Raw genomic sequence first — 25,640 nt, forward strand, 5'->3', positions numbered from 1 at the left:
GTGGAACAAAATGAGGAATATACAAGAATTCATCGAGAATGAGGGGGATGCGTTTCCGGGAAAAACGTATGTAGAGGAATTGTTGAAGCCCGTTTTCAATGATCAACGGGACTATCTGTTCCATGTGATGTTCGATATCCACCGGGCACACTGTATCATGCTCATGGAGCAGGGCATCATCCCGAAAGAAGACGCTGCATCGATGCTGAAGGGCATCGATGCCGTCTCCAAAACCGATATCGGAAGCCTGTCCTACGAGCCGCAGTTTGAAGATCTATTCTTTATGATGGAGGCAAAGATCGGAGAAGAGATCGGGAGCGAACTTGCAGGGAAGCTCCATATCGCAAGGAGCCGGAATGATATGGGGGTGGCCATGTACCGACTCGTCCTCCGCGGGCATCTCCTACAGACGATCGATGCCGCCATGGATCTAGGAGATATCCTTCTCCGCCAGGCGGCTTCCCACAAGGACACGGTCATGACGGCGTACACCCACACCCAGCCTGCCCAGCCTACCACTCTGGGTCATTACCTCCTTGCCGTCCATGATGTGCTCCAACGTGACATCACCCGGCTGAAAGCCGCCTACGCTACAGTGAACCGTTCTCCCATGGGCGCTGCAGCCCTGACGACTACGGGCTTCCCTATCAATCGGGAGCGCGTTGCGGAGCTTTTGGGTTTTGAAGGGCTCGTGGAGAATTCCTATGATGCGATTGGCGGAGCCGATTATCTCCTCGAGACAGGGACCGCCCTCATGACCTGCATGGTGAATACAGGCAGGTGGATCCAGGACTTCCTCCAGCATGTCACAAGGGAATTCGGGACGTTCAAGGTGGCAGATCCATATGTCCAGATCAGCAGCATCATGCCCCAGAAGCGTAATCCCGTTTCCATCGAACATTCACGATCGATAGCAAGCAGCGCCTACGGGGATGCCCTTGCCGCTGTCAATATGATTCACAACACGCCGTTCGGTGACATCGTGGACACCGAAGATGATCTCCAGCCCCATCTCTACCGTGCCTTCCATAATGCCAATCGGGTATTGAAGCTCATGTACGCCGTCATTGCCACCATCTCTGTGGACAAGGAGCATGCCAAATCCATGGCGAAGAAATCGAGCATCACCATCACGGAGCTTGCCGACACCCTCTCCCGGGATTACGGAGTCCCATTCAGGAAAGCACATGGCATCGCAAGCACCATCGCTAAACGTTCGGTTGCGGAAAGAAAAGAACTTTATGAATGGAAGGTTGCCGACATCAACAACCTGATCGATGAGATCCAATTGTCGGAGAAGGATTGGCAGAAGGTCATTTCACCTGATTACTTCGTGGAGATCCGCTCGGTCCGTGGAGGTCCGAATGCTACGGAGGTGGGAAGGATGATTGGAGATCGCTTGGAGAAAATGAAAGAATGCAGAAATGCATGGGCTGAGAAAAGAGCGCTCGTCGAAGAGACGCATGATGCCCTCCATGCGTTTGTGTTATGATTATACGCCGCTGAACGACTTCCACGTCGTTCAGCTTTTTTATGGAGCATTATGATTGGAAAATGTCCTGTGATTCCATATATAATGTTCTAAACCCCATCTTCTTCAAGGGGCACCTAAACGAAAGGAGGACCGAATTAGAATCCAGTTTCCCCTCTTATAGTGTTTTCCCCCGGTAATTGATCCCCGATTGAAGCTCCTGCTCAAGCCACTGAATCATTTTCGTCGTATCCATGTCCCCCTGCTTGCCTTTGTCGAATGCCTTCTGCAAAACAGAAAGAACATGTTCCCTGGATTTATTCTCCATTCGATTTCCCACCTTCCTTTTTTGTCATTTCCCGAAAACCTAATAACCACATGCTACCAAAATACTGTATCATTTGATAGATTTTTTAACATATTTACACAAAAAACACATACTTCTGCTTTATTTACAGTCTGATCCTTAAAAAGATTGGCGAATATTGTCGAAATGTTATATCATTTTAGATAGTTAAAAATAGTGTCGAAAAATAGTTCTAAAATACTATTACAGTTTACGGTAAACAGCCGATATTGAAGATGTGTCGATTTGACTCATAGCAAAATCATCGAAAGGTGATGACGCAAAGCTATAGGGGCTAACCATGCCAGCCAGCTGCCAAATCAGGAGGGATTGTAATGTCGTTTTTAACACCTGAAGAAATGATTTTAAGGAAAAGGGCCAAAAAGAAGCTCATGTACGCTACCCTTTTCATCTTCACCATCGCCATCATTGCAGGGACCACTGTTCTTGCATACAACATGTAAAAGGTGTCCTCAACGGGCACTTTTTTTATTTGCCCTCTGTTCCTTACCCTACATTCTGGTCCAATAGTCCACTCTTCACCAAATGCCTTCGACAATTTATGGTAATATTTCAGAAATTTCGATAGAATAAGAGAAGGATTATCACTATGTTGGAGGCTACTTGTCTATGCACACAGAAGCAAAGCTCATTCAGGGGCTCAAGTCCCCATCCACCTTTTTTTACCGCCTCGGTGAAACCGAGATCGTGCCGCGTTTCGCAAAGAAGATGACCTGGCTATTTGTCCTTTCCGCACTGGTTTTCGGATTTGTGGCATTCTTCGGGATCGGGATGGATTCGCTAGCCAAAGAAGCGACTTCCCTTACCCCTTTGGAGTATGAACTGGAAAAGACCATGTTCTTCTTTGGACGTTTGATTGCGGGTCTTCTTTACGCCGCTTTGATCCTTTTCTTCTCATCCCTGGTGTTTTGGACGATCTCCGATCACGGTGAATACCGCAAGATTGTGATGGTGCAGGGATTGACGCTTTTGATCCTGCTCCTGGAGAAGCTTACATTCGTGCCGCTCTCCTTATTCTTCTCTATTGAATGGTATTCCTCTCCCCTTTCACTCGGGGTCATCGCCCAGGCCATCACATCGAAGTCCTATGTGGTATACCTGCTTGGCGCCATCTCACTATTCAAGATGTGGATGATCTACCTCCAATACCGGGGGATCAAATATTTGACCCGCCAGAAGAACTGGCTCGTCTGGCTTTTGATCGTATTGGTCAACGTGCTTTTCTGGGCATTGAATGCCCTGCTTGCTTATCTTGATCTTTCAACGTTAATTTAAAGGTGATGAATGATGAAGAAACTTATACGCTACAGCATCGTAACCGTGAGCCTCGTTTTCGTAGGCGTGAATACATATCTGATTGAAAAAGCCGACAGCCGGGTCGACCGGGAAGTCCGCATCAACCACTGGGAACTAAGCCGTCAGGAAACCCTCAGGGACATGCTCTACAAGCCTGGAGTGGTCATTCCTGAAGAGGATCAGTATCTCTACTTCAATGACGAGTCTGCCACCTTCAAGAAGTTCCTTGTAAAAGAAGGGGAACAGATCAAATCCGGGACACCGCTATATGAATATGAAGTTTCCGATCAGCTTCAGCAACGCGACGTGCTGAAATCCGAAGTGGAGAAGCTGGAAGAAGATGCTTCCAACGTGGAAGACTCCATCAGCGAACTATCCAAGCTGGTCTCTTCCCTTCCATCCCCCTCCTCCGATGAAAAAGATGCTCCCATCGAAGCAGGGGCCTTACAATCAGAGTATGATATCAAGAGGGAAATGGTTTCTAAACAGCTTGAAGCCGATCAACTGGAGAGCCAGATCAAGAGCCTCGAAAAACAAATAGCCGCTATTGATTCATATGAGACGACCCTTACTGTAGAGAGCAGCGTGAGCGGGACGGTCAAAAGCCTGTCACACGAAATCCAGAATCCCCTCGTCACGATCGCTTCGGATTCCACTGTTGTGACGACCGATCTGACGGAGCAAGAAGTCGATGAGGTGGACGAAAACCTGAATGTCCGGGTGAAGCATGACGGGAAGAAATCCCTTGATGGGGTCATCACCAAAGTGGACCGTCTCCCAAAAGCCGATCCCCATCTGAAGACCGAAAGCCTTTATCCTGCTGAGGTACAAGTGCAGGAAGCCCAGTGGAGACCTGGGCAGCACGTGTCCCTCTCCATCATCATGGAGGAAGCGAAGGATGCCGTGACGGTCCCTGTCTCTGCCATTGAGAAGGTGGATGACCAGGCATACCTCTGGATGATGACGAAAAATGGCACCGTCAAAAAGCGCAAGATCGAGACGGGACTTGAAGTCGACGGACGACAGGCCATCACGGCGGGTGTGAAAGCCGGAGAAATGTACGTAGAGGAGCCCGACGAGATTGCATCCCTGAAAGATCAGGAGAGGTTCATCACCGCCCTTGATTGGCGCAGGCTGAAAATCCGTGATTTCAAGACCCTTGACCGTGCCGATGTATACACAAACCTGATGCTAGGGATACTGGAGCGAAAATAGATTGACTCGAGAGACTGGTACAAACGTGTTTCAGTCATTGTAAAACCCGAATTCACTTGCCTATGATCAGGCTGATGAATTCGGGTTTTCACTTTTTTTTATGGCTATTTTCCAGCGGTTGATTGGAGTGCAAGACGAAGACTCCTATGGGAAGAGTGGCTGATGGGAGACCCGCTTGCCGAGGAGGCTCACGGGCTACCTCCAGAAAGCGAAGTCTTGCACGGAAATCATGAGGGGTATAAAGAACCTATACGGATCGTGTTCGACATGAAATGGTCCTTTTTAGTTTTTGACCTAGCCTCTTTTTTATCCCTCATTATCAGCCCATCCTTTGCTCATACTAAGATCAACGATGAACAAAGGAGACGTCTACTATGAACGGATTGAAAAAGATCGCCTGCATCCTGCTTCCCCTTGTCCTTCTGGCATTCACGGCGCCCACTGCGTGCCTTCATGCCGCTGCCCCCAAAAAGAATGTCATCTTCATGATCATGGATGGCACGAATTCAAATGCCGTCACCCTTTCACGATGGTATAAGGGGTCACCTCTCCACCTGGATGGCATCCTCACGGGCGGGGTGAGGACCTACTCCGCCGAATCGGCCATCACGGACTCTGCCGCAGCCGGGACGGCCATGGCGACAGGGGTGAAGACAAAAGCCGATTACATCGGCATGGACCCCGAAGGCCGCCCACTCATCACGGTACTCGAAGCCGCTAAGCTGAACGGATATGCAACAGGGATCGTCGCCACCTCCCCCGTTCAACATGCCACACCCGCCGCCTTTACTTCCCATGCCATCACACGGGAGGAGTTCAGCTCCATCGGCGAACAGCAGGTATATCAGGATATCGATGTTGTCCTTGGAGGAGGTTCCTCCTGGCTTGCACCGAAGAAAAAGAATCATCCCCAGGATGACGGTATGCTGAAGACCGACGAAGTCACCCGCAAGGATGGAGAGGATTTGAAAAAACCCCTTCGCGGCGCCGGATATGCCTATGTAGACACGAGGAAGGAACTGCTCTTGGAGCCGTCTGCCGGAAAGCTATGGGGAGCGTTTGCTTCAGAGGACCTTTCCTATGATCTGGACCGGAGCGAGCTGAAGCCGGATGAGCCTACCCTGAGGGAGATGACCCGGACAGCCATCTCCCATCTGTCCAAGGAAAAGAAAGGCTTCTTCCTCATGATTGAAGGAAGCAAGGTCGATTGGGCCGCTCATCAACATGATCCCGTGGGCATGATCAGTGAAATCCTGAGCTTCGACCGTGCCGTCGGCGAGGCCTTGTCATTTGCCAAAAAAGACGGGAACACGATGGTCGTCGCCGTGACCGACCACGGCAACAGCGGGCTTACAATCGGAAACACTGATCTAGATGGATCGTATAAGCATCAGTCCGTGAGTCGCTTCATCGACCCTCTAAAGAAAGCGAGGCTCACGGTCGAAGGCGCTGCCTCCCTTCTTGAAGGAAAAGACGCCAAGGATGCCCTCGATGCATACGGCCTGGACTCTCAATCATGCCGCTGGAGCCCTTCCAAGAAGGAATTGAAAGCACAGATGACCTCCTCCCTCTCACAAAAAGCCGGACTCGGATTCACCACCCATGGACATACAGGGGAAGATGTCTTCCTTTATGCATTCGGTCCCGGTAAGCCTTCGGGACTACATGAGAACACCGATCTCCCCGGGATCATGGCTGACTTCCTCGGCTTTTCCCTGGGCACCTATCGCTCCTGGTATGCAGATGGAAGAGACTCCCTTGAAAAACAGGGATACGAGGTCACGTTGAAAACAGGGACAGCCAACCCCGAAATGGTGGCCAAGAAAGGGAAAACGATCCTCCGATTCCCTGAAAACAAGAACTACTATATGTCGAATAATGACAAAATCCCATTGAAAAGCGTCACGGTTTTCAACGGGAAGACCTTCTATATTCACTTGGATTCCATGTAGGGTACTTCGACAAAAAATACAGCGGCCCCTCTTCCCTCCTCTTCGCTCCCGATTTGCGTTATAATAAAAGAATGCGATTTTATAGATTGGAGAGGTTAGCTGATGTCGATTCGTATTGAGGAACTGAAGGAACAACTTTATCACGTGAGCGAATCCCTCGAGGAAGTCCTTGACCCTAAACGTGAAGCGGACCGTAATATCGTTTCCAAAGGGCTCATGCTCTTCAGGCAGAATTCGGTCTCACAGGTGAAGGTGCGCGATGAAGAAGTGACGGCCCAGGTCCAGGATGTGACGCCTGTTTCCGTGGAGCTGAACTTCACCTTCCCCCTCATCTCTTCCTGTTCTTGCCCTCAGGACGTGTTCTGCCGCCATCAGCTGGCCGTATTTTTGTTCTTATTGAATAAGACGGGCAGCGTCAGCGAGTGGGTCGGCAACTGGCGGAGCGGTAAACCCGATACAACCGCCGGACTCGAAGACCTGATGAAGAAGCACGGGGGCTTGAAGAAAGCAAGCGACCTTCTCAAAGAACGGAAAACACGGGGGAGTACCCCTGAAGAATGGTGGGACTACTTCCATACCCTCCTGAAGCCGGATGACTTTGAGCTTCTGCAGAGACAGCCTTATATCATGGATGTGCTCGTACAGAATATCATGAAGCGTTTCATGAAAGAGTCCCCCTTCGAACGGGAATGGAAGCCGCTCTACAAGCTGTATGCCACGCTCTATCTGACGATCCATCTCGACCGCTTCCTTCAGGAAAAAGGCGTGAAGGCCGGTACGGAGCAATACAGCATGTATGATTATCTCCTTGGTGAAATGGAGGATGCATTGGAGAAGATGTCTGTGCATGCCATGCCGTTCAGCTTCGACCCATTCATTGCGTTCCTGAAGGAAAAAACCGTCTGGCTCAGTGACTCAACCAAAAACAGCACCTTGATCAAGGCCGAAGTGTATCGTTTCCTCTGGTACTTCCTCTTCAAACAGAAGGCTTGGAGGCAGGAGGAAATCAAACGGATCTCTGAGTCGGGTGAAGACCTTGAAACGTTCGGTCATCTTGCCCTCCTGCACCACTATCTGATGCTTGAAGAATTCGACAAAGCCGATGGAGTGGCAAAGGGACTAGGAAGTGAACTGGTTTCGTTCTCTGAATTCTGGCTGCGAAAGTTCTTCACCGGCAGACGGTACGAAGCGGGACTTTTCCTTGTCAGGCACCTCCTTGAGCGCCTGCCGGAACATGTCGGATACCTCGATCAGTTCGAAGCGTCCCGTTTCGTCCGCTGGTTCATCCGCATCATGCCCATGGACTGGCTCACGGAAAAAGATCCGCTACTCGTCAAGGAACTTCTCCTTGCCATGCTTCCATATAGCTTCTTCCATTACAATGAATATCTCATCAATGTGAAGGAGTACAAGGAATGGGTGGAGCTGCAGCGTTATATGAACTATAGCATTCCTGAAATGGAAGGGATGGGGCTGAAGGATCTCACGAAGGAACAGCCTGAGCTCGCCCTCCCCCTTTATTTCAGCGGGGTCATGAACTCGATCGAGCAGAAGAACCGTGATAGCTACAGGCAAGCGGTCCGCTACATGAAAAAGATCCGGACCATCTACCGGAAGCTGAAGCAGACGGATAAATGGGACCAATTCCTGTCCTATATCCTAGAGCGATATAAACGCCTCCGGGCTTTCCAAGAAGAATGCAGAAAGGGTAAGTTAATCGATGCTTAAATTGTCTTCCGTCAAGATCAATGTCGAACCATCTGAATATGGCGACCGCTTTGTACTGACCGCACAGAATGAAAACGGGGAATGGATCCACCCGGCCGAATGGAAGGGCCAGCTTTTCCTCTGGCATGAAGAGAGCTACTATGGCACCCTCATCGAGGAAGATGGGATGAGTGTATCTGCAGGGCACTGGGATTTCCTCACCTTATTGGCAGGTGAGCGATTCAGCTCCCTTGTAAGCTGGGACTGGAATGAATCTGGGCAAGCCTATCTTTCCGTCGCACCCGTCCTCCTCGGAGCAATTGAAGCGGGAAAATGGCTTCCACGCTTCGATGAATGGCAGGAGCAGGGGCTCCAGTTCCACGTTCCCGATGAAGTCTGGGATAATTTCAACAGCGAATTCTGGGACGAAACCCTTCCAGATGGCAGGAACGTGAAGAAACTGACGGATTCGTGGTTCCAAACCTCCCTACAGGACGCCATGAACGCCGGAGGGTCGGGTGCCATGAAGCGGATCCGGAAGCTGAAGGAAAGCACCCTGACGCCCGAAGAGCTTGCCGCCTATTTCGACGAGCAACGCTGGAGCGAGTGGGTCAGCGGCGAAGAACAGGACCTCCCCTTCACCATCGGCCTCCGCATCACAGAGCCTCTGGATGAAGAAGACACTTGGGAGCTCGAAACGATCCTCCGTGACAAAAAGCGGACCAGCCGCGTGATTTCCCTGTTGGAGGATACGGTACCCGCCACTTGGAAGCCTCATCTGAAGGAAGTCAGCGCCGAACAGGAGCGCTGGGGGAATATGCTCCCAATCATGAAGGATGAAGACGGGAAGCTCCGCACGAGCCTCGGTGAACACGATGCCTGGGACTTCCTATCGATCCTCAGTGAGAAGCTAATCGATCTGAATATCGAGATCCTCCTTCCGTCCTGGTGGGAAGCGATGAAGGATGCACAGGTTCTCGTGAAAGCAAAATTGAAGAATACCGATACGACCTATCGTCCGTCCTTCGTGGGACTGAATGCCATGCTCGACTTCGACTGGCGTCTGTCCATGAACGGGGTCAATCTGTCTGAAGAGGATTTCAACCAGCTCGTCGAAGACCAGCGCCGCCTCGTCAAGATCCGTGGACAGTGGATGAAGCTTGATCCCGCCATGATCCGGCGCATCCAGCAGATGATGACCAAGGCGAAGGAAGAAGGAATCTCGATCCAGGATATGCTCGAGCAGGAGCTTGTCCCTGATGATGGCGAAGGCGGCATGACCGAAGAAGGGGAAGATGAAGACGGGACAAAATATGCCCGCATCCAGCTAGAACTGAACCGTTCCATGAAGAAGATGATCCATCAGCTGACGAACGTATCCACCATCCCGATCACACCTACGCCCGATGACTTCATCGGTGAGCTCCGGCCTTACCAGGAGCTCGGGATGAGCTGGATGCTCTTCCTGAGGAAATTCGGGTTCGGTGCCTGTCTTGCCGATGATATGGGACTCGGGAAGACCGTACAGCTCATCACCTACCTCCTTCATGTGAAGGAGCATGAAAAGGCAGATTCACCTGCACTGATCATCGCGCCTACATCGGTCCTTGGGAACTGGCAGCGCGAACTGGAGAAATTCGCCCCATCCTTGAATGTACGGCTCCATTACGGGCAGGTCCGGGCAAAAGGCGAAGAGTTTCAAAAGGCCATTGAAGGAGTCGATGTGCTCCTTACCTCGTACGGCCTGTCCCATCTGGATTTCGAGGAGCTATCAGAGGTGACCTGGAGCTCCATCTCACTGGATGAAGCCCAGAACATCAAAAACTCCAACACGAAACAGTCCCGTGCCATCCGGAAGCTTAAAGGGAATCATCATATCGCCCTGACCGGCACGCCGATGGAGAACCGCCTGTCGGAGCTGTGGGCGATCTTCGACTTCCTCAATCAGGGGTATCTTGGTGGATTCACCTATTACCAGAAGCACTATATTGCCCCGATTGAAAAGGATGAAGACGAAGAAAGGGTCAAAGCCCTGCAAGCCAAGATCAAACCGTTCCTCCTCAGACGGACGAAGAAGGATCCAGAGGTCGAGCTCAATCTCCCTGAAAAGCTCGAGCAGAAGGAATACTGCGCCCTCACGGCTGAACAGGCGGCCCTATATGAGCAGCTCGTCAAGGATACCCTGGCCAAAGTGGAAACCCTGAGCGGCTTCGAGCGCAAAGGGTTGATCCTGCAGATGCTCAATCAGCTCAAGCAGTTGTGCAACCACCCTGCCCTCTATCTGAAAGAGCCGGATCCCAAGTCGATCCTGAGCCGTTCGGAGAAGATGCAGAAGTTGAGGAGCATTGTGGAAACGGCACTCGATTCAGGAGAAGCATGCCTTATCTTCACCCAGTATATCTCCATGGGGGAAATGATCCAGGACATGATGAAAGAAGAATTTAATGTCGACGCGCCTTTCCTTAACGGCAGCATGGCGAAAGCCAAACGGGACGAACTCGTCGACCGCTTCCAGAACGGGGAATTCCCCGTCTTCCTTCTGTCCTTGAAAGCAGGAGGCACCGGGTTGAACCTGACCGCCGCCAACCATGTGGTCCACTATGACCGCTGGTGGAACCCGGCAGTCGAGAATCAGGCGACAGACAGGGCTTACCGGATCGGGCAAAAACGATTCGTACACGTCCACAAGCTTGTTGCTTCCGGAACCCTCGAAGAAAAGATCGATGCCATGCTTACGAAAAAGCAAGCGCTCAACGATGAAATCATCCGTAGCGACCAGTGGGTCACGGAGCTCTCCGATCAGGATCTCCAGTCCCTGCTCGTATTGGAATAACATCAGGCCATCCGGAAACACCGGATGGCCTGTTTTGCGCATAAAAAATCCGGCCTTCGTGGAAGACCGGTCCATAGTAGGGGAAATCGAGGGGTTCATTGATTCTATATAAGAAGCTTTACAGAGGTTGGTGTTGCGAGGTTCAAGCGTAAAGGTTGGTGATAAGTAAAAGGATGTATTGGGGATTCTTAGGATGAGGGGATCAAGGAAGGGCCTGCGTATTCATAGCCCTGTTCAAGGGCGGTGATCCGCTGGGATAGATAAAAGTTCTCTACATTGGTGCGGGCCACTTTCTTGATGAGGTCTTCGTTCAATTGCTCCAAGCGATCGATTCGTGTTTCCAACTCTTTCATACCTTCTTCTCCTCTTCATCAAAATGGGATCTCGATCGCTTCCTTCCTCGTTTCTTCGGGAGGCTTGCTGTCGAGGAAACGGACGTTCTCGGCTACCACTTCCGTCACATACGTGCGCTTTCCCGTTTCATTTTCATAGGATCTCGTCTGGATCCTTCCAGTCACTCCGATGACGGACCCCTTCCGGCAGTATTTCTCCGTATTATCCGCTGCCCTGTTCCACAGCGTGCAGAGGACAAAATCCGTATCGATCTGCCCCTGCTGATTCTTGAATTGCCGGTTCACGGCCACGGTCACATTGAGGACCGATTTTCCTTCAAGGGTTTTTCTGGACTCGGGGTCCTTCGTCAGCCTGCCAACAAGCGTCACTTGATTGATCACGTTTTTAACTCCTTTCTTCTGAAATTGTTATCATCATAGCCCCTCCCTGCACACTTGTAAAATCGTCAATTTATCAAATTCATAGGGGCATTAAAGAGAATAACAGGAGTTTCTCCTAGGGAAACTTCCTTTTTCCCGGTGAAATCCACCTTGAAAATGCAAAATTCACCTCTATCGTGATTTTTCTCGTTGGCGAATTGAACTAGGGGTGCGCCCCTTCATATGATATAATTTTTAAAAACCCTTAAGGAGGTTCGGTGATGAAAACATTCAAGGTGGTTTCACTGCAGGTAGTTCAAAACGACGAACTCGTGGATTTTGATATCGTGGATGGACTGATCATCAATAAAGAAGATGGCAAGAAAACATGGCTCGTAGAAACCCTCCTGACCAATGATCATATTGAATTCTTCCAAGAGGCCCAACAAAAAAGCGAAGACCTTGAGATCCAGGTGGTGATCTCCCATAAAGGAAATGATCCTGCCGCTTTCATGACGTCGATCCGATGCATCAAAGAGCTCGGTGCGAACATCAGCATCATGTTTGAAGGAAAGTTGAAAAAGCAGAAGAATGAATACGCCGAACTCCTGTTGGACGACTTGATTCAAAAAGGGATGTCCGGGGAAGAACTCTTGCAGGCATTCAGGGATAAAATGGTGGAAAAACCGCGGATTCCTGCCAGCTCAAAGGCCGGTACATGATAAACATACACAATTATGTAAAAACAAATAGAGCCTTTCTCTGTATTTTGCTATACTAATAACAACGAGAACGAAAATCCTCAGGCAGGTGAGCTCATTGATCGGAGAACGAGTAAAGAAATACCGTACGGAAAAAAAGATGTCCATGACGGAGCTGGCTGACCGGGCAGGCGTCGCCAAGTCCTATCTAAGCTCCATTGAGCGAAACCTTCAACAGAATCCGTCCGTTCAATTCCTTGAAAAAGTATCGGCAGCACTAGGAATTTCCATGGATGCCCTTCTCCATGATGCTCCGGAAGAAACACCACTGGACTATGAATGGATGAAAATCACCGAAGAAGCCATGGATTCCGGTATCACCAAAGATCAATTTCGGGAATTCATCGAATTCAATAAATGGAAGCTTGGACAAAAATAAAGTCTTGAGAATCATCTATTCTCAAGACTTTTTCCATCGGAAGGACTCTTCAGAGGACTGATCCGATGCTCTCATACTTTTTATGCGAACGCTCTGTTTGTGGTTCTTCAAGAAATTCCTTGACCTCCCTCAGCGTTATCCCGGCTGTTTTTGCCTCTTTCATCAACTCTACCCATTCTTGATCCAATTCACGATTGCCCATTTAATCTCCTCCCAAAATACATGACTGTATTTCAGGCAATCCAGCCATCCTAGTGTTCGATACGCTCCTGCTGACGGGAATCATTGCGCATATGTCCAACCTTAGACCTGTGACTTTGCGTCCCTGCCTTTCAGCAGGTTTGCCTTTATCTGATTACCTGACTGTGGATTTAATTCCATTATAATCCTCATCTGCGGAAGAAGATGTTGGATTTTGTCGGCTCAGTAAAAATTCTTTACCCTAAATTCCATCATAATAACCAATTATTACACACTATTCAGAAAATTCTTGATTCTATTGTTTTTCCTTGTCGAATCAGCGGTCTGAGAAATCTCCCTGAAACTTACAGGAGGTTTGACCGGAAGTGCCGTCAGGTCATATCCGCACGCTGGACAGATCCACTCCCCGCTCTCGGCACTGCTGAAAGATGGACGCATACATCGGCTGCAATCTTTTTTGAACATTCCCTTCACCCCGTACTTTCAGATTTTCGTTTCATCAGGACGTTACATGACAGGACGATGATCCCCGTCGTCATAAGGAGGCCGCCGATCAACAGCCAGCGATAAAGATCCGTTCCCGTGTTCGGCAGGAAACCTGTCGGTGAGGGGCCGCCTCCCGCAGGGATCACCTTCCCACCGTTCGTCCCCTCAACATCCTTCACTCCCTTGTCAGGAGTTAATAAGGAGGAGGCCTGAACCTGGATCTCGAATCGTGCCACGGTTCCCTGGAACTCGTTGCCAAGCTCATAGGGCATTTTAACGATGAGGAGCAGTTCATCTCCTGAGCCCTTCGCAAGCTCCCTTGCTTTGAAGGAAGATGCATCCTTCAATTTCCCATCGAACAGGATGGTGTTGCCACGAAGCAGCGTCATATCCAATTCGTTGTATAGAATATCCGTCTCCGATAGATTTCTCACAGTAAGAGTGTAAGCAAGGTCTTCATCGCCTTCGTTATGCACGGTAAGCGAACGTTCGACCCAATCTCCGGGTTTGGCATTCTTGATATCGAACAGATAGGGTCCGTTAGGCTCAATCGTCATCCCTGGACCTTCCCCATGAGCCGTCGAGAGAGAAAAGAAACCGAACAGGAGGGGAAAAAGAATATAAGAGAGCATCCGATGCTTCATCATGTTCATTCCTTTATATCTCAAATGTAATCTCTATCAAACATATTGTTCGTTTTAATGAACACCTATCTTTAGTATACGGTTTAAAGGAAACCTCTCAAAACATCATATGAAGCGATTTAGGATATATATTCCATCCGTTTCTCCCTTATCCTCATTCCGCCTCTCGTTTTCTGAATGTTTTGTACTTTATAAAAGAAATTCTGTTCATTATAATGAAATCACTCGATCAAAAAGGAGAGCGACCTATGCTAGGAAGCAGATTAAAGGAAATTCGTGAGAAGAAAAACATAACCATCAACGAACTATCCCAGCGATCATCGGTTTCCAAATCATATATCAGTTCAATCGAGAGGGGCTTGCAGCAAAACCCTTCCTTGGAAATCATCCAGAAGCTGAGCAGTGCCCTCGACGTTTCGTTGGATGCAGTACTTTTGGAAGGAGATGATGAGCTCGCAGAGTGGATCACCCCGCTCAAGCAGGCGATTGAAGGCGGACTTACAAAGAAGGATTTCCTTGGGTTTCTCAAAGGATGGCTATGAATAAATCGATCTCAGTCATTGGGATTTTACTGATTTGTACAGGCCTTGTGTATGTGGGTGCCTCCCTCTTCGGCATTCAGGAGCAGAAGCACGCTCGTAATGAATCAATGGCTTCCGCCCAAAAGGCTATCAGTGCGGGTGCCGGGACTCCCTCAGAGGATCGGGAGAACGGAGAAGCTATCGGGATTCTGCGCATCCCGGCTCTTGACAGGGAGGTACCCATCGTGACGGGGGCTGATGAGGATGATTTGGAGAAGGGGGTCGGTCATGTGCCCTCTACTGCACTTCCAGGGGAAGGAGAACGGATTTTCCTTGCAGGCCACCGTGATACAGTATTCACACGGATGGGTGAACTGAAGCCGGGAGATGTACTGGAGATCCGCCTAGCTGAAGGGACGTTCACCTATCAGATCACAGACAGTGTGATCGTGGATCAGGACGATCTGTCAGTGATGGAGCCAGCGGGGGAAGAGATGCTGACATTATCAACCTGTTATCCCTTCGAGTACCTCTCCAGTACCGATCAGCGATACATCATCCATGCGCGCCCCGTCCATTGATCCCTTCCCATGAAAAAAGCCGATCCATATGCGGATCGGCTTTTTGCTTTATTCGCTTTTTTCTCCAAGGGCAAACATCATCTCAAGTTCGCAGGCTACTTCCCCGTCAACGGTGGCAACGCCCTTCCCTTTTCCGATGGCGCCTTTGAAGCGGACCATTTCGACTTCAAGTCTGAGCTGATCCCCTGGTTTCACCTGACGCTTGAAGCGGCACTTATCAATTCCGGTAAAGAAAGCCAGTCTTCCTCTGTTGTCTTCCTTCTTCAGCATGGCAACAGCTCCTACCTGAGCAAGGGCCTCGACGATGAGCACGCCCGGCATGACCGGGTAGTCCGGGAAGTGACCGTTGAAGAATTCTTCATTGGCTGTGACGTTCTTGATGCCGATCGCGCTTTTCCCTTCTTCTACTTCGAGGATGCGATCCACAAGAAGAAAAGGATAGCGATGCGGGATGATGTCTTTGATTTCATTGATATCTAACATGAATGGTCCTCCTACAGTGGTATGTCCCCTTTATTGTACAGAATTGAAGGGGAGAATGGAATAGAACGAAGAAAAGGCCCTGAGCTTCAGAGGCCTTTTCGTTATTTTGCTTTTTTGACGATGTCTGCAATATGCTGCCATGTTTCGGCTTTGAACACATCAGAGGCTTTTCCGTCACCGATGACGGCATATCCAAAAACGGCTCCAAGGGCAAGAAACCCGGCGAACAGCACGAGGAATAAAAGGACGCGGAGCCAGATCGGGAAAAGGCGTACCCGTACCCATCTGGGTGCAGCCTGTTCCTCGGCTGTCTTCGTTTCTTCAGTTGGTTGCTCCTGCAACAGTTCTTTTTCGCTCATCTGTTCAAAACTCCTTTAGCGTATACCGTTGACCAATCCCATCATCTGATCGGCCATGGTGATGGATCGTGTCTGGAACTGATAGGAACGCTGGACATTCAGCAGGTCCGTCATCTCCTTGCCCATATCCACGTTCGATGCTTCCAGGGACTCTTGGCTGATGGAAATGCCCGTTCGCCCGGCACCGATCAGATTCGTCAAGACTTCGTTCCGGGTCACACCTAGATCGGTCCTGAGTCCGATCAGATTACCGCCGAGTTGTTCGAGGAACTGGGGACGGGCGATCGTCACAATGCCGAGGTCTACGTTCTCGGTCCCCGCTGGCCCTATGATGCTCAGCACGCCATTATCGCCAAGCTCGAAGGTGGAAGCTTCATCCGAGAACGTGATCGGATCATCATTCTCATCCAGGATCGGGAATCCCGAAGCATTCACGAGCATGGACCGGCCATTATCCATGGGAGTGGAGTAGAAGGCACCGTCTCTCGTATAGCGTACATCGGTTCCATCATCCACTTTGAAGAACTGACGCTCATCCTTCAGGGCAAAGTCCAGGGACCTCCCCGTAGCCTTCAGGGTGCCCTGTGTGAGGTTCAAAGCAGTTTTGGATAGTCGTGCCCCGCTTCCTTCCCTGACGCCAAGAGGAGTGAGCCTGCCGCCTTCAAAGCGGTCCACGCGCTGGTTGTTCACCTGTTGGACCAGTAGATCGGAAAACGTAGCTTCCCTCTTTTTGTAGCCGGTGGTATCGGCATTCGATAGGTTGTTCCCGATCAAGTCCATCTGCTTTTGAAGCTGACCAAGTGTGTTTGTGGCTGTCACCATCATCCGGTTCATGATTTTGTCCCCTTTATTATAAGGTAACTCCTGTCGAATTTCATTGACAATCTTTTACTACCCATTCACACGCCCGATTTCATTCGCCGCTTTGTCCATGCTGCGATCATAGGCCTGAAGGACCTTCTGATTCGCTTCGAACGCACGGTAAGAAGAAAGCATATCAGTCATGCTCCTGGACGCATCGACGTTCGATCGTTCAAGCTGACCCTGGACCATGGTGAAGGTGCCTGCCTGAGCAGGAGTCAGAGCTGTTTCAGAAGAGAAAAGACCGTCCCCTTCTTTCACCAGGTCTTGCGCATTTCCTGTGTAGGCGATGCCAAGTGAAGACTCCTGTGCTCCGTTCACCAGAATCTCCCCATTGTCGCCAAGGCTGAATTCGTCGGAATCAAGCTGGATCCGCTCCCCGTTCCCATCAAGGACATAGTGCCCGCTATTGGTAGTGAGGAATCCGTTGCCGTTGACTGTGAAATTCCCATTTCTTGTGTATCGCTCTTCCCCGCCATCTCCTTCAACGGTGAACAGGACGGCTCCCCCCTCATCTGGAAGGGTTCCCGTAATCAAGGCGATATCCGTGGCATTGCCCGTTTCCTGCAGGTCACCTTGGGTAAAGGTCGGGATGGTTTCCTGCATATAGACACCCGTATTCAAGCTCCCGATACTCCGGTGAAGAGGAAGGGACAGTCGATTGTCGGTCGGGACGGTCTTCGAGTCCATGCGTTGCATGAGCATTTCAGGGAAAGCCCGCATCGCAGCCGTGTCCGCTTTATAGCCCGGCGTGTTGGCATTGGAGATATTATTGGTCAGCATTTCGGTTTTCCGCTGCTGTGACAGCATGCCGGATGCCACCGTATAGAATCCTCGGAACATAACGTCCACCTCATTTCTTATTGTCTCTTCTCTTACATCGGAACCTCACCCGACTATTTCAGTCGATCAGCCGATTTTACGGCGTGAAATTTTATCGATATTCTCAAGCATCAGACCCGTTCCGACCGCTACACAGTCCATCGGGTTCTCAGCTACGAGTACAGGTACTTTCAATTCTTCCGCAAGAAGCGTGTCCATACCGTGAAGAAGCGCTCCCCCTCCTGTCAGGATCACACCGCGGTCGATGATATCCGCTGATAGTTCTGGTGGAGTCTTCTCCAGGACGTTCTTGGCTGCCTGGACGATGACAGCGACTGATTCACGAAGGGCCCCTTCAATTTCTTTTGCCGTCACGGTAAGGGTACGTGGAAGACCTGATACCATGTCACGTCCGCGGATGTCCATCTCATTCATCTCGCCTTCGCGATTTTCGGAGAAGACCGTACCGATCTTGATCTTGATGTCTTCCGCTGTACGTTCACCGATGAGGAGCTTGTACTCGCGTTTGATGTAATTCAGGATTTCATAATCGAATTTATCCCCTGCCATCTTGATCGACTGACTTGTGACGATATCACCCATGGAAAGGACCGCTACATCCGTGGTTCCCCCTCCGATATCCACGACCATATTCCCGGTCGGGTTGAAAATGTCCATGCCTGCTCCGATGGCTGCGACTTTAGGCTCTTCTTCAAGGTAAATCTTCTTGCCGCCACTCTTCTCGGCTGCTTCCTTGATGGCTTTTTGTTCGACGCTCGTGATGTTTGTCGGGCAGCAGATCAAGATGCGCGGCTTCGACATGAATCCTTTCACGTTCAGCTTATTGATGAAATGCTTCAGCATCGCTTCTGTTACATCGAAGTCTGCTATGACCCCATCTTTAAGCGGGCGGATCGCGACAATATTCCCAGGCGTCCGGCCAACCATGCGGCGTGCCTCTTCTCCTACTGCCAATACTTTATTCGTATTCTTGTCCAACGCGACGACGGAAGGCTCGTTAAGGACGATCCCCTTCCCCTTTACATGAATCAATACATTTGCTGTACCTAAATCGATACCGATATCTTTCGCGAACATTTGTTGTGACTCCCTTCTTCTCATTCAATTGATCTATGGTTTATTTCCTATGTAGTTACGTTTTAACGTTAAGGTAAAATCTTCACCTAATTAATTATATTACCATAAACGTGTCGAAAGCAGGAGTTGTTTGTCAAAAAAATGAATTTTATTTAAATCGCCTTCTGTTGCCTTTCGGAGCAGGCTGAATGACCTGAATTCAACCTCTTTCCATTCATTTGAGGACCCTCCACATTGCTGCTGTAAACGTAAAAATACGCCATTCGCCCTTCTTCCTGCGGGCGTGGCGCATCGGTTTCAGCTGTGGAGTTCTTCTTTCCTATATTTTTGCTTCGTGGCTTCTCCTCCTCTTAAGTGTCGGATCGATTTATGATAATCCAGTATTGTCTTTACTTCGTTTGCAAGCTCCGGATTGATTTCAGGCAGCCGTTCCGTTAAATCTTTGTGGACCGTACTTTTGGACACGCCAAACTCCTTCGCAATGACGCGAACGGTTTTCTTTGTCTCCACGATATACTTGCCAATCTTGATTGTTCTCTCTTTGATGTAATCGTGCACACCACTCGACCTCCCCAAATTGGATGTGAGAAGTGTGAAATGAGACTCGCTTCGCATGAGTGATTAGTATAAGTTACGTTGCCGTTAAGGCCCGTGGTTTACAACGTATAAACATATATGTGACTGATTCGCTATGGGATATGGACGATTCCTCACCTCAAACACTCTCTGTATTGATAGGTTTGTTTCATTTTATTAGCATTTGTCCCCATATATGCACACTTTACCGAATAAGGACAAGATAACGTTTGAATTTTCAGAATATCATTCGGACCATACGACATTCTTTGATCTATTTCCTGAGAAATAAGTCGAAAACGCCCCTTGAAATCAGGAGCGTTCTCTCTTCATCCTTTAAAATCTACATCTTCATCGATCCATACCTCTCCGTCCTTATAGGTCATCTGCTCTGGATACCTGAGGTTCTCCACTTCATCCTGAAGCTTCTGCGAAGGCGCAGGGGTGAGGAGTGACACGGTGATATTGGCAATGATCGCTGCCGTGGCCCCGAAGACACCGGCACCTGTGTCGATGATCCCCAGGATCGTATAGCCCTCCCTGGCGAGGAAGATATAGAGCAAGGTGACTCCCAGGCCGACAAGCATGCCCGTCACTACTCCGTGGGCGTTGGAGCGCTTCCACCAGACCCCGAGCAGGAGTGCAGGGAAGAAGGTACCAGACGCAAGGGCAAATGCCCATGCGACAATCTGGGTGATGACACCAGGTGGATTCAGTGCCACGAGACCTGCAAGGAGCGTGGCAATGACAATCGTCCAACGAGCCACTGCCAACCGATTTGCATCTGTTGCCCCCGGTTTCATGACCCTGTAGTAAATGTCATGGGCAAATGAAGACGAGATGGAGATGAGCAGTCCACCTGCAGTGGAGAGGGCTGCTGCCATGGCTCCCGCTGCCACAAGACCGATGACGAATACACCCAGGTTGGCGATCTCCGGAGTCGCCATGACGACGATATCATTGGAGATGATGATCTCCTGCCACTGAAGGATGCCGTCGCCATTCGTATCCGCTACTTGAAGCTTCCCTGTATCGACCCACGATTTCGTCCATGCAGGGAGCTCGCTTATCTTACTCCCGGCTACTTTCGTCATGAGGATGAACCTCGAGAACGCCGCATAGGCGGGGGCTGATAAATACAGGATCCCGATAAAGAGAAGCGCCCATGCCCCTGACCAGCGTGCTGCCTTCATCGTGGAGACCGTATAGAACCGGACAATCACATGGGGAAGTCCGGCGGTTCCGGCCATGAGGGTGAACATGAGGGCGATGAACTGCCATTTTGATCCGTTCGTGAATGGTGCAAAATACTCCGACACACCGAGCTGTCGGTCCAGTTCACCGATCTCTTCGACGATCCTCCCATACGACAGCCAAGGGGCCGGATTCCCCGTCAGCTGCAAGGACATGAAAATGACGGGGATCAGATAGGCAATGATCAGAACAAGGTACTGTGCCACCTGCGTCCAGGTGATCCCCTTCATCCCCCCGAAGGCCGCATAGAATGCGATGAGCACGACCCCGATCATCGTCCCGATCTTCGCATCGATTTCGAATAACCGACCGATGACGACCCCCGACCCGGAAAGCTGTCCGATGGAATAGGTGAAGCTGATGATGATGGTACAGATCGCCGCCGTGATCCGTGCCGGATGGCTGTTGAATCTGTCTCCGATGAATTCCGGAACGGTGTAACGTCCGTATTTCCGGAGCTGAGGGGCCAGAAGGAACGTGAGAAGGAGATACCCCCCTGTCCACCCCATGATATAAGCCAGGCCGTCATATCCGAGAATCATGACCGTTCCAGCCATACCAATGAATGAGGCCGCACTCATCCAATCAGCACCGATCGCCATCCCGTTGAAGATCGGCGGGACCCCGCGACCAGCCACATAGAAATCCGATGTTTCTTTTGCTTTGTTGTATACAGCGATACCAATGTATAAGGCAAATGTCACCAAAATGATGATCGTCGATACTAACAGCTGAGAATCCATCTATCCGTTTCCCCCTACACTCTGTCTATTTTCTTCATCCCAATTTCTCTTGTCTCTTTAATGATCCAGCGTCTTCCCGTAGCTGAGGGCTTCGTTCTTCTTCGCATCGATTCCGTACTTCCGGTCGATTTTGTCACTTACGACTGCATTGACGAACAGCAGTAAGATGAAGGTGACGACCGCTCCTTGCGCCCCCATGAAGTAATGGAAAGGAAAACCGCCAATCGTATAGGAAGACAGTGGTTCTGCAATCAGCACTACACCGAATGACGCGATGAACCAAATGACCAGATACACACCCATATAGATGTTTTTCTCTCTGAAATAACGATCGGCTTTCACCTTTTCGATTTTTTTCATTCCGTTCCCCCCTTTTTTCACACTACCTCAGACTGAAAATGAACTTCACCGTTTCGAAAAATGGAGCCGGCACCATGGCGATCTGAATGATCAGGAATGCAAAGAGGGCCACGAATGGGATGGCCAGATAAAAGGCCTTCTTTTTCCTTATGGTGAGAAAGATGCAAAAGCCCGTGAGCGCCATAAAGATGAAAAAGTAAATGGATGTCACCTCCTTAATGTAAGCGTTTTCTTAAATGAACAGATTCTCCTCCCTGAATACTTATTCATCATTATGTATAGGGTGCTGGACAGGGTCAATGAAAAAAAGTCGACAGAAATCTCAACACCTATGGCGTTGTTTTTTCACAATAGCAAGATGGCCCCGACAGGACCGGAAGACCGTCTGTTTTATTTTCCTGCCAAACTAACATCCTGTCGAATGGCCTCGCAGGTTATTGACGCAGAAAAAGAACCAGCCGCAATGGGCCGGTTCCGTATGGGATCATTCTTCGTCTTTAGTATCAGCTGCGTCCGGGGTAGCGCTGGACTCATCGGACTCTTTCTTCTCCGCGCCTTGTTTAGGCTTGGCTTGTCCGTCGTTTCCTTCAGACTCTTTCTTTTCTTCAGCAGCATCTTTCTTCTCTTCTGTACCTTTGTCTTCAGAAGCTTGCTCTGTGGATACTTGTTGATCCAAATCAGCTTCTTGAAGGGTGGCAAGGGACTTATTGAAGTACTCAAGTGGATTCACGGCTAAGCTGTCTTTGCGGATTTCAAAGTGTACGTGTACACCAGCTTCTTCGTTCAGACTGCTCTTGCCTGCTTTGGCAATTTCCTGACCTTGCTTGACTGTGTCTCCAACAGCAACCTTGAAGTCTTTGACCGATTGGTAACGTGTGACGACACCTTTGGAATGCTCGATTTCAATCGTGTTCCCAAGTAGGGCATCTTCCTGAACCTTTGTGACTTCTCCACTCATGGCAGCAAGGACATTGAAGTTCTTGCCTTCTTTCGAGATGTCGAGCCCTTGGTTCGGGTAATACTCATTTCCGTGGACGATGAGCGCTGCTTCCTGTTCTTCGGCCGTGGCGTTAGCATCATAGAACTCTTTCTCAATGACGGTTTCATCCGGCTTGGCGACTGGCATTACGAAGTTTTCGAGTGAACGGTTGACTTCTTCTGCAGGTTGATCAAATTGATTTTCGGTAGGAACTCCATCATAGCTGTAATCCTTTGCTTTCTCGTTCACATCATTCGATGCTTGGTACCACAAAATCCCTGTGATCACGACTGCTGCACTTGCCAAGTAGATTGCTGGATAGGCCCAGCGCCTTTTCAAAAATTTTGGAGAAGTATGTTTCTTTTCTTCCTCTCTCATTTTCATCACCTCAGCAATCATTCTGAACAGAATTCAGAAAATATATACACGAGGTGAAAAAAATTTTAAAATCTTATCTTTCGACAAAACGAATCGTTCTATGCACGATTTTTTACATCTCTTTGAACTTTTATTCTGATACGCGAAAAGGAGAACTCCCCGTGCTACAATGAAAGGATGAAACGAAAGGACGATGTCTGAATGAAATCTGTATTGAAAATCGGGCTGACCGTTGCCCCTTTCTTATATATGCTCTTGATCTGGTATCTTTCAAGTAATCCCGATGATAAGGTACTAAGCCTCCCGGAGCGGGATCTTGACCGGTTCATCAAGGAATCCCTCCACCTGATCGAGTTCGGGATCCTTTACGCTCTATTTGTCCTTGCCCTCCTTGCTCACGGAAAACTCACTTATGCTGTCAATACCGTCGCCGCCCTGATTGCCATTTTCTATGGCTTCACGGATGAAATCCATCAGGCCTTTGTGCCGGCCCGTTCTGCCACCATGATCGACGCTGCAAAGGATCTTATCGGCGTGACCATCCTCTATTGGCTCGTCAACCACACGTACTTCCGATCTCCAGACCGCCCCCTGGGCCGCTGGTTAAAGTCAGTTGAGAAGTATTTTACAGCGTAAACGAAGAAGCGCCAGGTCCGGAGTGGACCTGGCGCTTTTTCAGCGCTGTGCTGTGACTTTTTTCAACAACGTATCTGCCTGGGTAATCTTCACGTCCTTATAATAGTGCTGGACGATCTGCTTATAGTCCTTTCCTTCCTCCGCCATCCCATTAGCCCCATATTGACTCATGCCGACGCCATGACCGAAGCCTTTCGTTGAGATGACGATATGATCGCCCTTCAGCGACCAGGTGAAGTCGGAGGATTTCAGATTCAGCTTATCCCGTATCTCCCGCCCGGTAAACTTCTTACCGTTGATCTCCACGTTGGCAACCCGTTTCCCTTCCGTGCGGCCGGTGATCGTACCAACGCTGCCATCCTTCGGCAGGGTGACCCCCAATTTCTTTTGAAAGTCGCTTGTCTTGATGACGACTTGATCTTCAAATTTAGGGGACTTGGAATCCCAAGGGCTCTCGACACTCCTCAGGTACGGAAGCTCATTCTCCCAATAGGATTCTGAGTTCTCGGTGTAGCCGTTGCTTGTGGAGAAAAAGGCAGCTGTGATCGGTTTATCTTTGTACGTCAGGACTTTACCCATCGTCCCGTGTACGGCATCTTTGATTTTTTTGATTTTCCATTCATAGTCGGCCCCCCATAGCTTGGCGAGCTCTTTTTCATTCTTGTATACCTGATGTGCGACGGTATCGGTCACATCGGCACCTTTAGGGACATTGGAGTCATCCACAAGAAGCTGATTCACAATATACGTCCTGGCAGCCAGCGCCTGGGCCTTCAAGGCTTCAGGTTCAAAGTCTGCAGGCATTTCACCGGCTACGACTCCCACGACGTACTGCTCCAAGGGCAGTTTTTCGATGAGGTCGTCATTTGACCGGTAGACGGCTACCTGCATGGATTGGTCCATGTCTTTGTTGGCGGTTTGTTTGGCTTTGGCTTCGTCCAGGTTGGCGGTTTCTTTTCCTGATGAGAAGGGGAGTACCAGCAGGGCGGGAATCGTGATGATGATGATGATAAAGAGTGAGAAGGTGAGTAGTACGGGTTTCCATTGCTTCATGTGCGCTGCCTCCATATAAAGTGAAATAGGAGATGGTGGTGCGTTTCTCCTCTTTTCAAATGTATGGGGGTGGACAGGCTTTTATGAATGATTATTGTGGTCATTTTTAATAAGTAGAGGGATTGGTTATGGAAGGGATGTTCCGTTCTGCTACGGCCACCCGCTTTCCATGGGGCGTGCGGTGAGCCGCTTCGGCGTTGCCTGCAGGGTCTCACCCTGCCCGCTTTTCCCATTGGAGTCGGGTGGCCTCCGCTACTCTTCACTTTTGGTGATATATAGATGCTGATCCCTTATGATCAGGTAAATATAGAGAAGGTGCCAATTCATCCCCCATTCTTTTGATGGCTTTTGTTAATAGTGGATAGGACGTTTCGTTCCGCTGCGGGTGGCCGCTTTCCGGCGGGGAGGGAGCCTGATCCGCTTCGGCTACGCCTCCAGGGTCTCAACCTTCCCTCTATTCCCGCAGGAGTCGTCCACCCTCCGCTGCTCTTCACTTTTGATGGTATGTAGATTCCACTCTTAATTTTTCTTACAAATACAGAAAAGGTCCTATTTCAATCTTTGATGCAAACGGGATGGCTCCCTTTAAATAGCGATGGAGCTAAGCCACTACCGGTCTCTTCAGGGCTTTTGAGAAATTCAGGAGGGGATGTTCCGCTCCGCTGCGGCCACCCGCTTTCCGGCGGGGAGGGAGACTGAGCCGCTTCGGCTGCGCCTCCAAGGTCTCAACCTTCCCTCTTTTCCCGCAGGAGTCGTCCACCCTCCGCTGCTCTTCACTTTGGTTGGTATGGATACTAGCTTTCTGTAGGAGAGATTTTTTTAGAGTTACTTGATTTGCTTCATGGTCTGCAAACACTTTTGTTTTTTCATTCTCTATCAAGATTAAACCCCCAAACACTGGGCATAGCGGC

29 protein-coding genes and 2 riboswitches are annotated in these 25,640 nt (G+C 49.7%); of the genes, 12 read left to right on the plus strand and 17 right to left on the minus strand.

Annotation, left to right across the window (positions count from 1 at the left end):
• The first annotated feature begins 10 nt into the window (after window positions 1-10).
• A complete protein-coding gene (argH, locus tag AF331_RS19080) occupies window positions 11-1,492 on the plus strand; it encodes an argininosuccinate lyase (RefSeq protein ID WP_053429602.1) in 1,482 nt (493 codons plus the stop codon).
• A 157-nt stretch (window positions 1,493-1,649) separates the two neighbouring features.
• Here the strand turns inward: argH and AF331_RS22595 are convergent, their stop codons facing one another.
• A complete protein-coding gene (locus tag AF331_RS22595) occupies window positions 1,650-1,799 on the minus strand; it encodes a hypothetical protein (protein ID WP_160316588.1) in 150 nt (49 codons plus the stop codon).
• A gap of 263 nt (window positions 1,800-2,062) precedes the next feature.
• A riboswitch (cyclic di-GMP riboswitch) is annotated at window positions 2,063-2,137 on the plus strand.
• Between the two features lie 15 nt (window positions 2,138-2,152).
• On the opposite strand from AF331_RS22595, the gene AF331_RS23065 reads away from it, so the two are divergent.
• The 6 genes from AF331_RS23065 (at window position 2,153) to AF331_RS19110 (ending at window position 10,841) form a co-directional block, all read left to right on the plus strand.
• Entirely contained in the window at window positions 2,153-2,281 is a 129-nt protein-coding gene (locus tag AF331_RS23065; RefSeq protein WP_268787280.1) for a hypothetical protein, read from the plus strand.
• Between the two features lie 166 nt (window positions 2,282-2,447).
• Window positions 2,448-3,113, plus strand: coding sequence for a hypothetical protein (locus AF331_RS19085; protein ID WP_053429603.1), 666 nt, complete (start codon window positions 2,448-2,450; stop codon window positions 3,111-3,113).
• A 12-nt stretch (window positions 3,114-3,125) separates the two neighbouring features.
• Window positions 3,126-4,349: an efflux RND transporter periplasmic adaptor subunit gene (locus tag AF331_RS19090; protein ID WP_053429604.1), complete on the plus strand. Its 1,224-nt coding sequence runs from the start codon at window positions 3,126-3,128 to the stop codon at window positions 4,347-4,349.
• A gap of 374 nt (window positions 4,350-4,723) precedes the next feature.
• Window positions 4,724-6,301 (plus strand): alkaline phosphatase, encoded by a 1,578-nt coding sequence (locus AF331_RS19100; protein ID WP_053429606.1) that lies wholly within the window; start codon window positions 4,724-4,726, stop codon window positions 6,299-6,301.
• A 102-nt stretch (window positions 6,302-6,403) separates the two neighbouring features.
• Complete coding sequence (locus AF331_RS19105; protein ID WP_053429607.1) at window positions 6,404-8,029, plus strand: SWIM zinc finger family protein; 1,626 nt, start codon at window positions 6,404-6,406, stop codon at window positions 8,027-8,029.
• Window positions 8,022-10,841 (plus strand): DEAD/DEAH box helicase, encoded by a 2,820-nt coding sequence (locus AF331_RS19110; RefSeq protein ID WP_053429608.1) that lies wholly within the window; start codon window positions 8,022-8,024, stop codon window positions 10,839-10,841. Before AF331_RS19105 ends, AF331_RS19110 begins: the two co-directional genes overlap by 8 nt.
• A 188-nt stretch (window positions 10,842-11,029) precedes the next feature.
• On the opposite strand, the gene AF331_RS22600 is transcribed toward AF331_RS19110, so the two are convergent.
• Entirely contained in the window at window positions 11,030-11,194 is a 165-nt protein-coding gene (locus AF331_RS22600; RefSeq protein WP_156450683.1) for a hypothetical protein, read from the minus strand.
• Window positions 11,195-11,212: 18 nt separating this feature from the next.
• On the minus strand, window positions 11,213-11,575 hold the full coding sequence (locus tag AF331_RS19115) for a single-stranded DNA-binding protein (protein ID WP_048004891.1): 363 nt from the start codon (window positions 11,573-11,575) through the stop codon (window positions 11,213-11,215).
• A gap of 260 nt (window positions 11,576-11,835) precedes the next feature.
• Here AF331_RS19115 and AF331_RS19120 point away from each other — a divergent pair, with 260 nt between their 5' ends.
• Window positions 11,836-12,276 (plus strand): YwpF-like family protein, encoded by a 441-nt coding sequence (locus AF331_RS19120; protein ID WP_053429609.1) that lies wholly within the window; start codon window positions 11,836-11,838, stop codon window positions 12,274-12,276.
• A gap of 97 nt (window positions 12,277-12,373) precedes the next feature.
• On the plus strand, window positions 12,374-12,694 hold the full coding sequence (locus AF331_RS19125; protein ID WP_053429610.1) for a helix-turn-helix domain-containing protein: 321 nt from the start codon (window positions 12,374-12,376) through the stop codon (window positions 12,692-12,694).
• A gap of 49 nt (window positions 12,695-12,743) precedes the next feature.
• Here the strand turns inward: AF331_RS19125 and AF331_RS22040 are convergent, their stop codons facing one another.
• Together AF331_RS22040 and AF331_RS19130 are read right to left on the minus strand one after the other, a co-directional pair.
• Complete coding sequence (locus tag AF331_RS22040; protein ID WP_082347059.1) at window positions 12,744-12,896, minus strand: anti-repressor SinI family protein; 153 nt, start codon at window positions 12,894-12,896, stop codon at window positions 12,744-12,746.
• Window positions 12,897-12,927: 31 nt separating this feature from the next.
• Window positions 12,928-13,050, minus strand: a riboswitch (cyclic di-GMP riboswitch).
• 315 nt (window positions 13,051-13,365) lie between these two features.
• Complete coding sequence (locus AF331_RS19130) at window positions 13,366-14,025, minus strand: LPXTG cell wall anchor domain-containing protein (protein ID WP_053429611.1); 660 nt, start codon at window positions 14,023-14,025, stop codon at window positions 13,366-13,368.
• Window positions 14,026-14,273: 248 nt separating this feature from the next.
• Between AF331_RS19130 and AF331_RS19135 the strand changes: the two genes are divergently transcribed.
• Window positions 14,274-14,567 carry a helix-turn-helix domain-containing protein gene (locus tag AF331_RS19135; RefSeq protein ID WP_053429612.1) on the plus strand — a complete coding sequence of 98 codons (294 nt, stop codon included), beginning with the start codon at window positions 14,274-14,276 and terminating at the stop codon, window positions 14,565-14,567.
• Window positions 14,564-15,127 (plus strand): class D sortase, encoded by a 564-nt coding sequence (locus AF331_RS19140; protein WP_053429613.1) that lies wholly within the window; start codon window positions 14,564-14,566, stop codon window positions 15,125-15,127. The genes AF331_RS19135 and AF331_RS19140 overlap by 4 nt, the downstream gene beginning before the upstream one ends.
• 48 nt (window positions 15,128-15,175) lie before the next feature.
• Here the strand turns inward: AF331_RS19140 and fabZ are convergent, their stop codons facing one another.
• From fabZ to AF331_RS19185, 10 genes are all read right to left on the minus strand, one after another.
• Entirely contained in the window at window positions 15,176-15,610 is a 435-nt protein-coding gene (gene fabZ, locus AF331_RS19145) for a 3-hydroxyacyl-ACP dehydratase FabZ (RefSeq protein ID WP_053429614.1), read from the minus strand.
• 101 nt (window positions 15,611-15,711) lie between these two features.
• Window positions 15,712-15,969 carry a DNA-directed RNA polymerase subunit beta gene (locus AF331_RS19150; RefSeq protein WP_048004884.1) on the minus strand — a complete coding sequence of 86 codons (258 nt, stop codon included), beginning with the start codon at window positions 15,967-15,969 and terminating at the stop codon, window positions 15,712-15,714.
• Window positions 15,970-15,984: 15 nt separating this feature from the next.
• Window positions 15,985-16,803, minus strand: a complete 819-nt coding sequence (locus AF331_RS19155; protein ID WP_053429615.1) for a flagellar hook-basal body protein — start codon at window positions 16,801-16,803, stop codon at window positions 15,985-15,987.
• A gap of 57 nt (window positions 16,804-16,860) precedes the next feature.
• Entirely contained in the window at window positions 16,861-17,673 is an 813-nt protein-coding gene (locus AF331_RS19160; RefSeq protein WP_053429616.1) for a flagellar hook-basal body protein, read from the minus strand.
• A gap of 66 nt (window positions 17,674-17,739) precedes the next feature.
• Window positions 17,740-18,750, minus strand: a complete 1,011-nt coding sequence (gene mreB / locus AF331_RS19165) for a rod shape-determining protein (RefSeq protein WP_053429617.1) — start codon at window positions 18,748-18,750, stop codon at window positions 17,740-17,742.
• 297 nt (window positions 18,751-19,047) lie between these two features.
• Complete coding sequence (gene spoIIID / locus AF331_RS19170; protein WP_048004881.1) at window positions 19,048-19,308, minus strand: sporulation transcriptional regulator SpoIIID; 261 nt, start codon at window positions 19,306-19,308, stop codon at window positions 19,048-19,050.
• Between the two features lie 347 nt (window positions 19,309-19,655).
• Window positions 19,656-21,323, minus strand: a complete 1,668-nt coding sequence (locus AF331_RS19175) for a sodium:solute symporter family protein (RefSeq protein WP_053429618.1) — start codon at window positions 21,321-21,323, stop codon at window positions 19,656-19,658.
• Between the two features lie 57 nt (window positions 21,324-21,380).
• Window positions 21,381-21,683, minus strand: coding sequence for a DUF4212 domain-containing protein (locus AF331_RS19180; protein WP_053429619.1), 303 nt, complete (start codon window positions 21,681-21,683; stop codon window positions 21,381-21,383).
• Between the two features lie 22 nt (window positions 21,684-21,705).
• Window positions 21,706-21,894, minus strand: coding sequence for a hypothetical protein (locus AF331_RS22225; protein WP_152915715.1), 189 nt, complete (start codon window positions 21,892-21,894; stop codon window positions 21,706-21,708).
• A 273-nt stretch (window positions 21,895-22,167) separates the two neighbouring features.
• A complete protein-coding gene (locus AF331_RS19185; RefSeq protein WP_053429620.1) occupies window positions 22,168-23,040 on the minus strand; it encodes a M23 family metallopeptidase in 873 nt (290 codons plus the stop codon).
• Window positions 23,041-23,241: 201 nt separating this feature from the next.
• Here AF331_RS19185 and AF331_RS19190 point away from each other — a divergent pair, with 201 nt between their 5' ends.
• Window positions 23,242-23,676 (plus strand): VanZ family protein, encoded by a 435-nt coding sequence (locus AF331_RS19190; protein ID WP_053429621.1) that lies wholly within the window; start codon window positions 23,242-23,244, stop codon window positions 23,674-23,676.
• A 39-nt stretch (window positions 23,677-23,715) separates the two neighbouring features.
• Here the strand turns inward: AF331_RS19190 and spoIID are convergent, their stop codons facing one another.
• Both spoIID and AF331_RS19200 read right to left on the minus strand, forming a co-directional pair.
• Entirely contained in the window at window positions 23,716-24,729 is a 1,014-nt protein-coding gene (gene spoIID, locus AF331_RS19195; protein WP_048014187.1) for a stage II sporulation protein D, read from the minus strand.
• 601 nt (window positions 24,730-25,330) lie between these two features.
• On the minus strand, window positions 25,331-25,609 hold the full coding sequence (locus tag AF331_RS19200; RefSeq protein WP_053429622.1) for a hypothetical protein: 279 nt from the start codon (window positions 25,607-25,609) through the stop codon (window positions 25,331-25,333).
• Between the last annotated feature and the right edge of the window lie 31 nt (window positions 25,610-25,640).

The sequence above is a fragment of the Rossellomorea marisflavi genome (assembly GCF_001274775.1).
GTDB lineage: Bacteria > Bacillota > Bacilli > Bacillales > Bacillaceae_B > Rossellomorea > Rossellomorea marisflavi.

Bases quoted from the DNA above. Each gene is read 5' to 3' on its own strand.
- argH (WP_053429602.1), top strand. From the start codon at position 11: ATGAGGAATATACAAGAATTCATCGAGAATGAGGGGGATGCGTTTCCG.
- AF331_RS22595 (WP_160316588.1), bottom strand. From the start codon at position 1,799: ATGGAGAATAAATCCAGGGAACATGTTCTTTCTGTTTTGCAGAAGGCA.
- AF331_RS23065 (WP_268787280.1), top strand. From the start codon at position 2,153: ATGTCGTTTTTAACACCTGAAGAAATGATTTTAAGGAAAAGGGCCAAA.
- AF331_RS19085 (WP_053429603.1), top strand. From the start codon at position 2,448: ATGCACACAGAAGCAAAGCTCATTCAGGGGCTCAAGTCCCCATCCACC.
- AF331_RS19090 (WP_053429604.1), top strand. From the start codon at position 3,126: ATGAAGAAACTTATACGCTACAGCATCGTAACCGTGAGCCTCGTTTTC.
- AF331_RS19100 (WP_053429606.1), top strand. From the start codon at position 4,724: ATGAACGGATTGAAAAAGATCGCCTGCATCCTGCTTCCCCTTGTCCTT.
- AF331_RS19105 (WP_053429607.1), top strand. From the start codon at position 6,404: ATGTCGATTCGTATTGAGGAACTGAAGGAACAACTTTATCACGTGAGC.
- AF331_RS19110 (WP_053429608.1), top strand. From the start codon at position 8,022: ATGCTTAAATTGTCTTCCGTCAAGATCAATGTCGAACCATCTGAATAT.
- AF331_RS22600 (WP_156450683.1), bottom strand. From the start codon at position 11,194: ATGAAAGAGTTGGAAACACGAATCGATCGCTTGGAGCAATTGAACGAA.
- AF331_RS19120 (WP_053429609.1), top strand. From the start codon at position 11,836: ATGAAAACATTCAAGGTGGTTTCACTGCAGGTAGTTCAAAACGACGAA.
- AF331_RS22040 (WP_082347059.1), bottom strand. From the start codon at position 12,896: ATGGGCAATCGTGAATTGGATCAAGAATGGGTAGAGTTGATGAAAGAG.
- AF331_RS19130 (WP_053429611.1), bottom strand. From the start codon at position 14,025: ATGAAGCATCGGATGCTCTCTTATATTCTTTTTCCCCTCCTGTTCGGT.
- AF331_RS19135 (WP_053429612.1), top strand. From the start codon at position 14,274: ATGCTAGGAAGCAGATTAAAGGAAATTCGTGAGAAGAAAAACATAACC.
- AF331_RS19140 (WP_053429613.1), top strand. From the start codon at position 14,564: ATGAATAAATCGATCTCAGTCATTGGGATTTTACTGATTTGTACAGGC.
- fabZ (WP_053429614.1), bottom strand. From the start codon at position 15,610: ATGTTAGATATCAATGAAATCAAAGACATCATCCCGCATCGCTATCCT.
- AF331_RS19150 (WP_048004884.1), bottom strand. From the start codon at position 15,969: ATGAGCGAAAAAGAACTGTTGCAGGAGCAACCAACTGAAGAAACGAAG.
- AF331_RS19155 (WP_053429615.1), bottom strand. From the start codon at position 16,803: ATGAACCGGATGATGGTGACAGCCACAAACACACTTGGTCAGCTTCAA.
- AF331_RS19160 (WP_053429616.1), bottom strand. From the start codon at position 17,673: ATGTTCCGAGGATTCTATACGGTGGCATCCGGCATGCTGTCACAGCAG.
- mreB (WP_053429617.1), bottom strand. From the start codon at position 18,750: ATGTTCGCGAAAGATATCGGTATCGATTTAGGTACAGCAAATGTATTG.
- AF331_RS19175 (WP_053429618.1), bottom strand. From the start codon at position 21,323: ATGGATTCTCAGCTGTTAGTATCGACGATCATCATTTTGGTGACATTT.
- AF331_RS19180 (WP_053429619.1), bottom strand. From the start codon at position 21,683: ATGAAAAAAATCGAAAAGGTGAAAGCCGATCGTTATTTCAGAGAGAAA.
- AF331_RS19185 (WP_053429620.1), bottom strand. From the start codon at position 23,040: ATGAGAGAGGAAGAAAAGAAACATACTTCTCCAAAATTTTTGAAAAGG.
- AF331_RS19190 (WP_053429621.1), top strand. From the start codon at position 23,242: ATGAAATCTGTATTGAAAATCGGGCTGACCGTTGCCCCTTTCTTATAT.
- spoIID (WP_048014187.1), bottom strand. From the start codon at position 24,729: ATGAAGCAATGGAAACCCGTACTACTCACCTTCTCACTCTTTATCATC.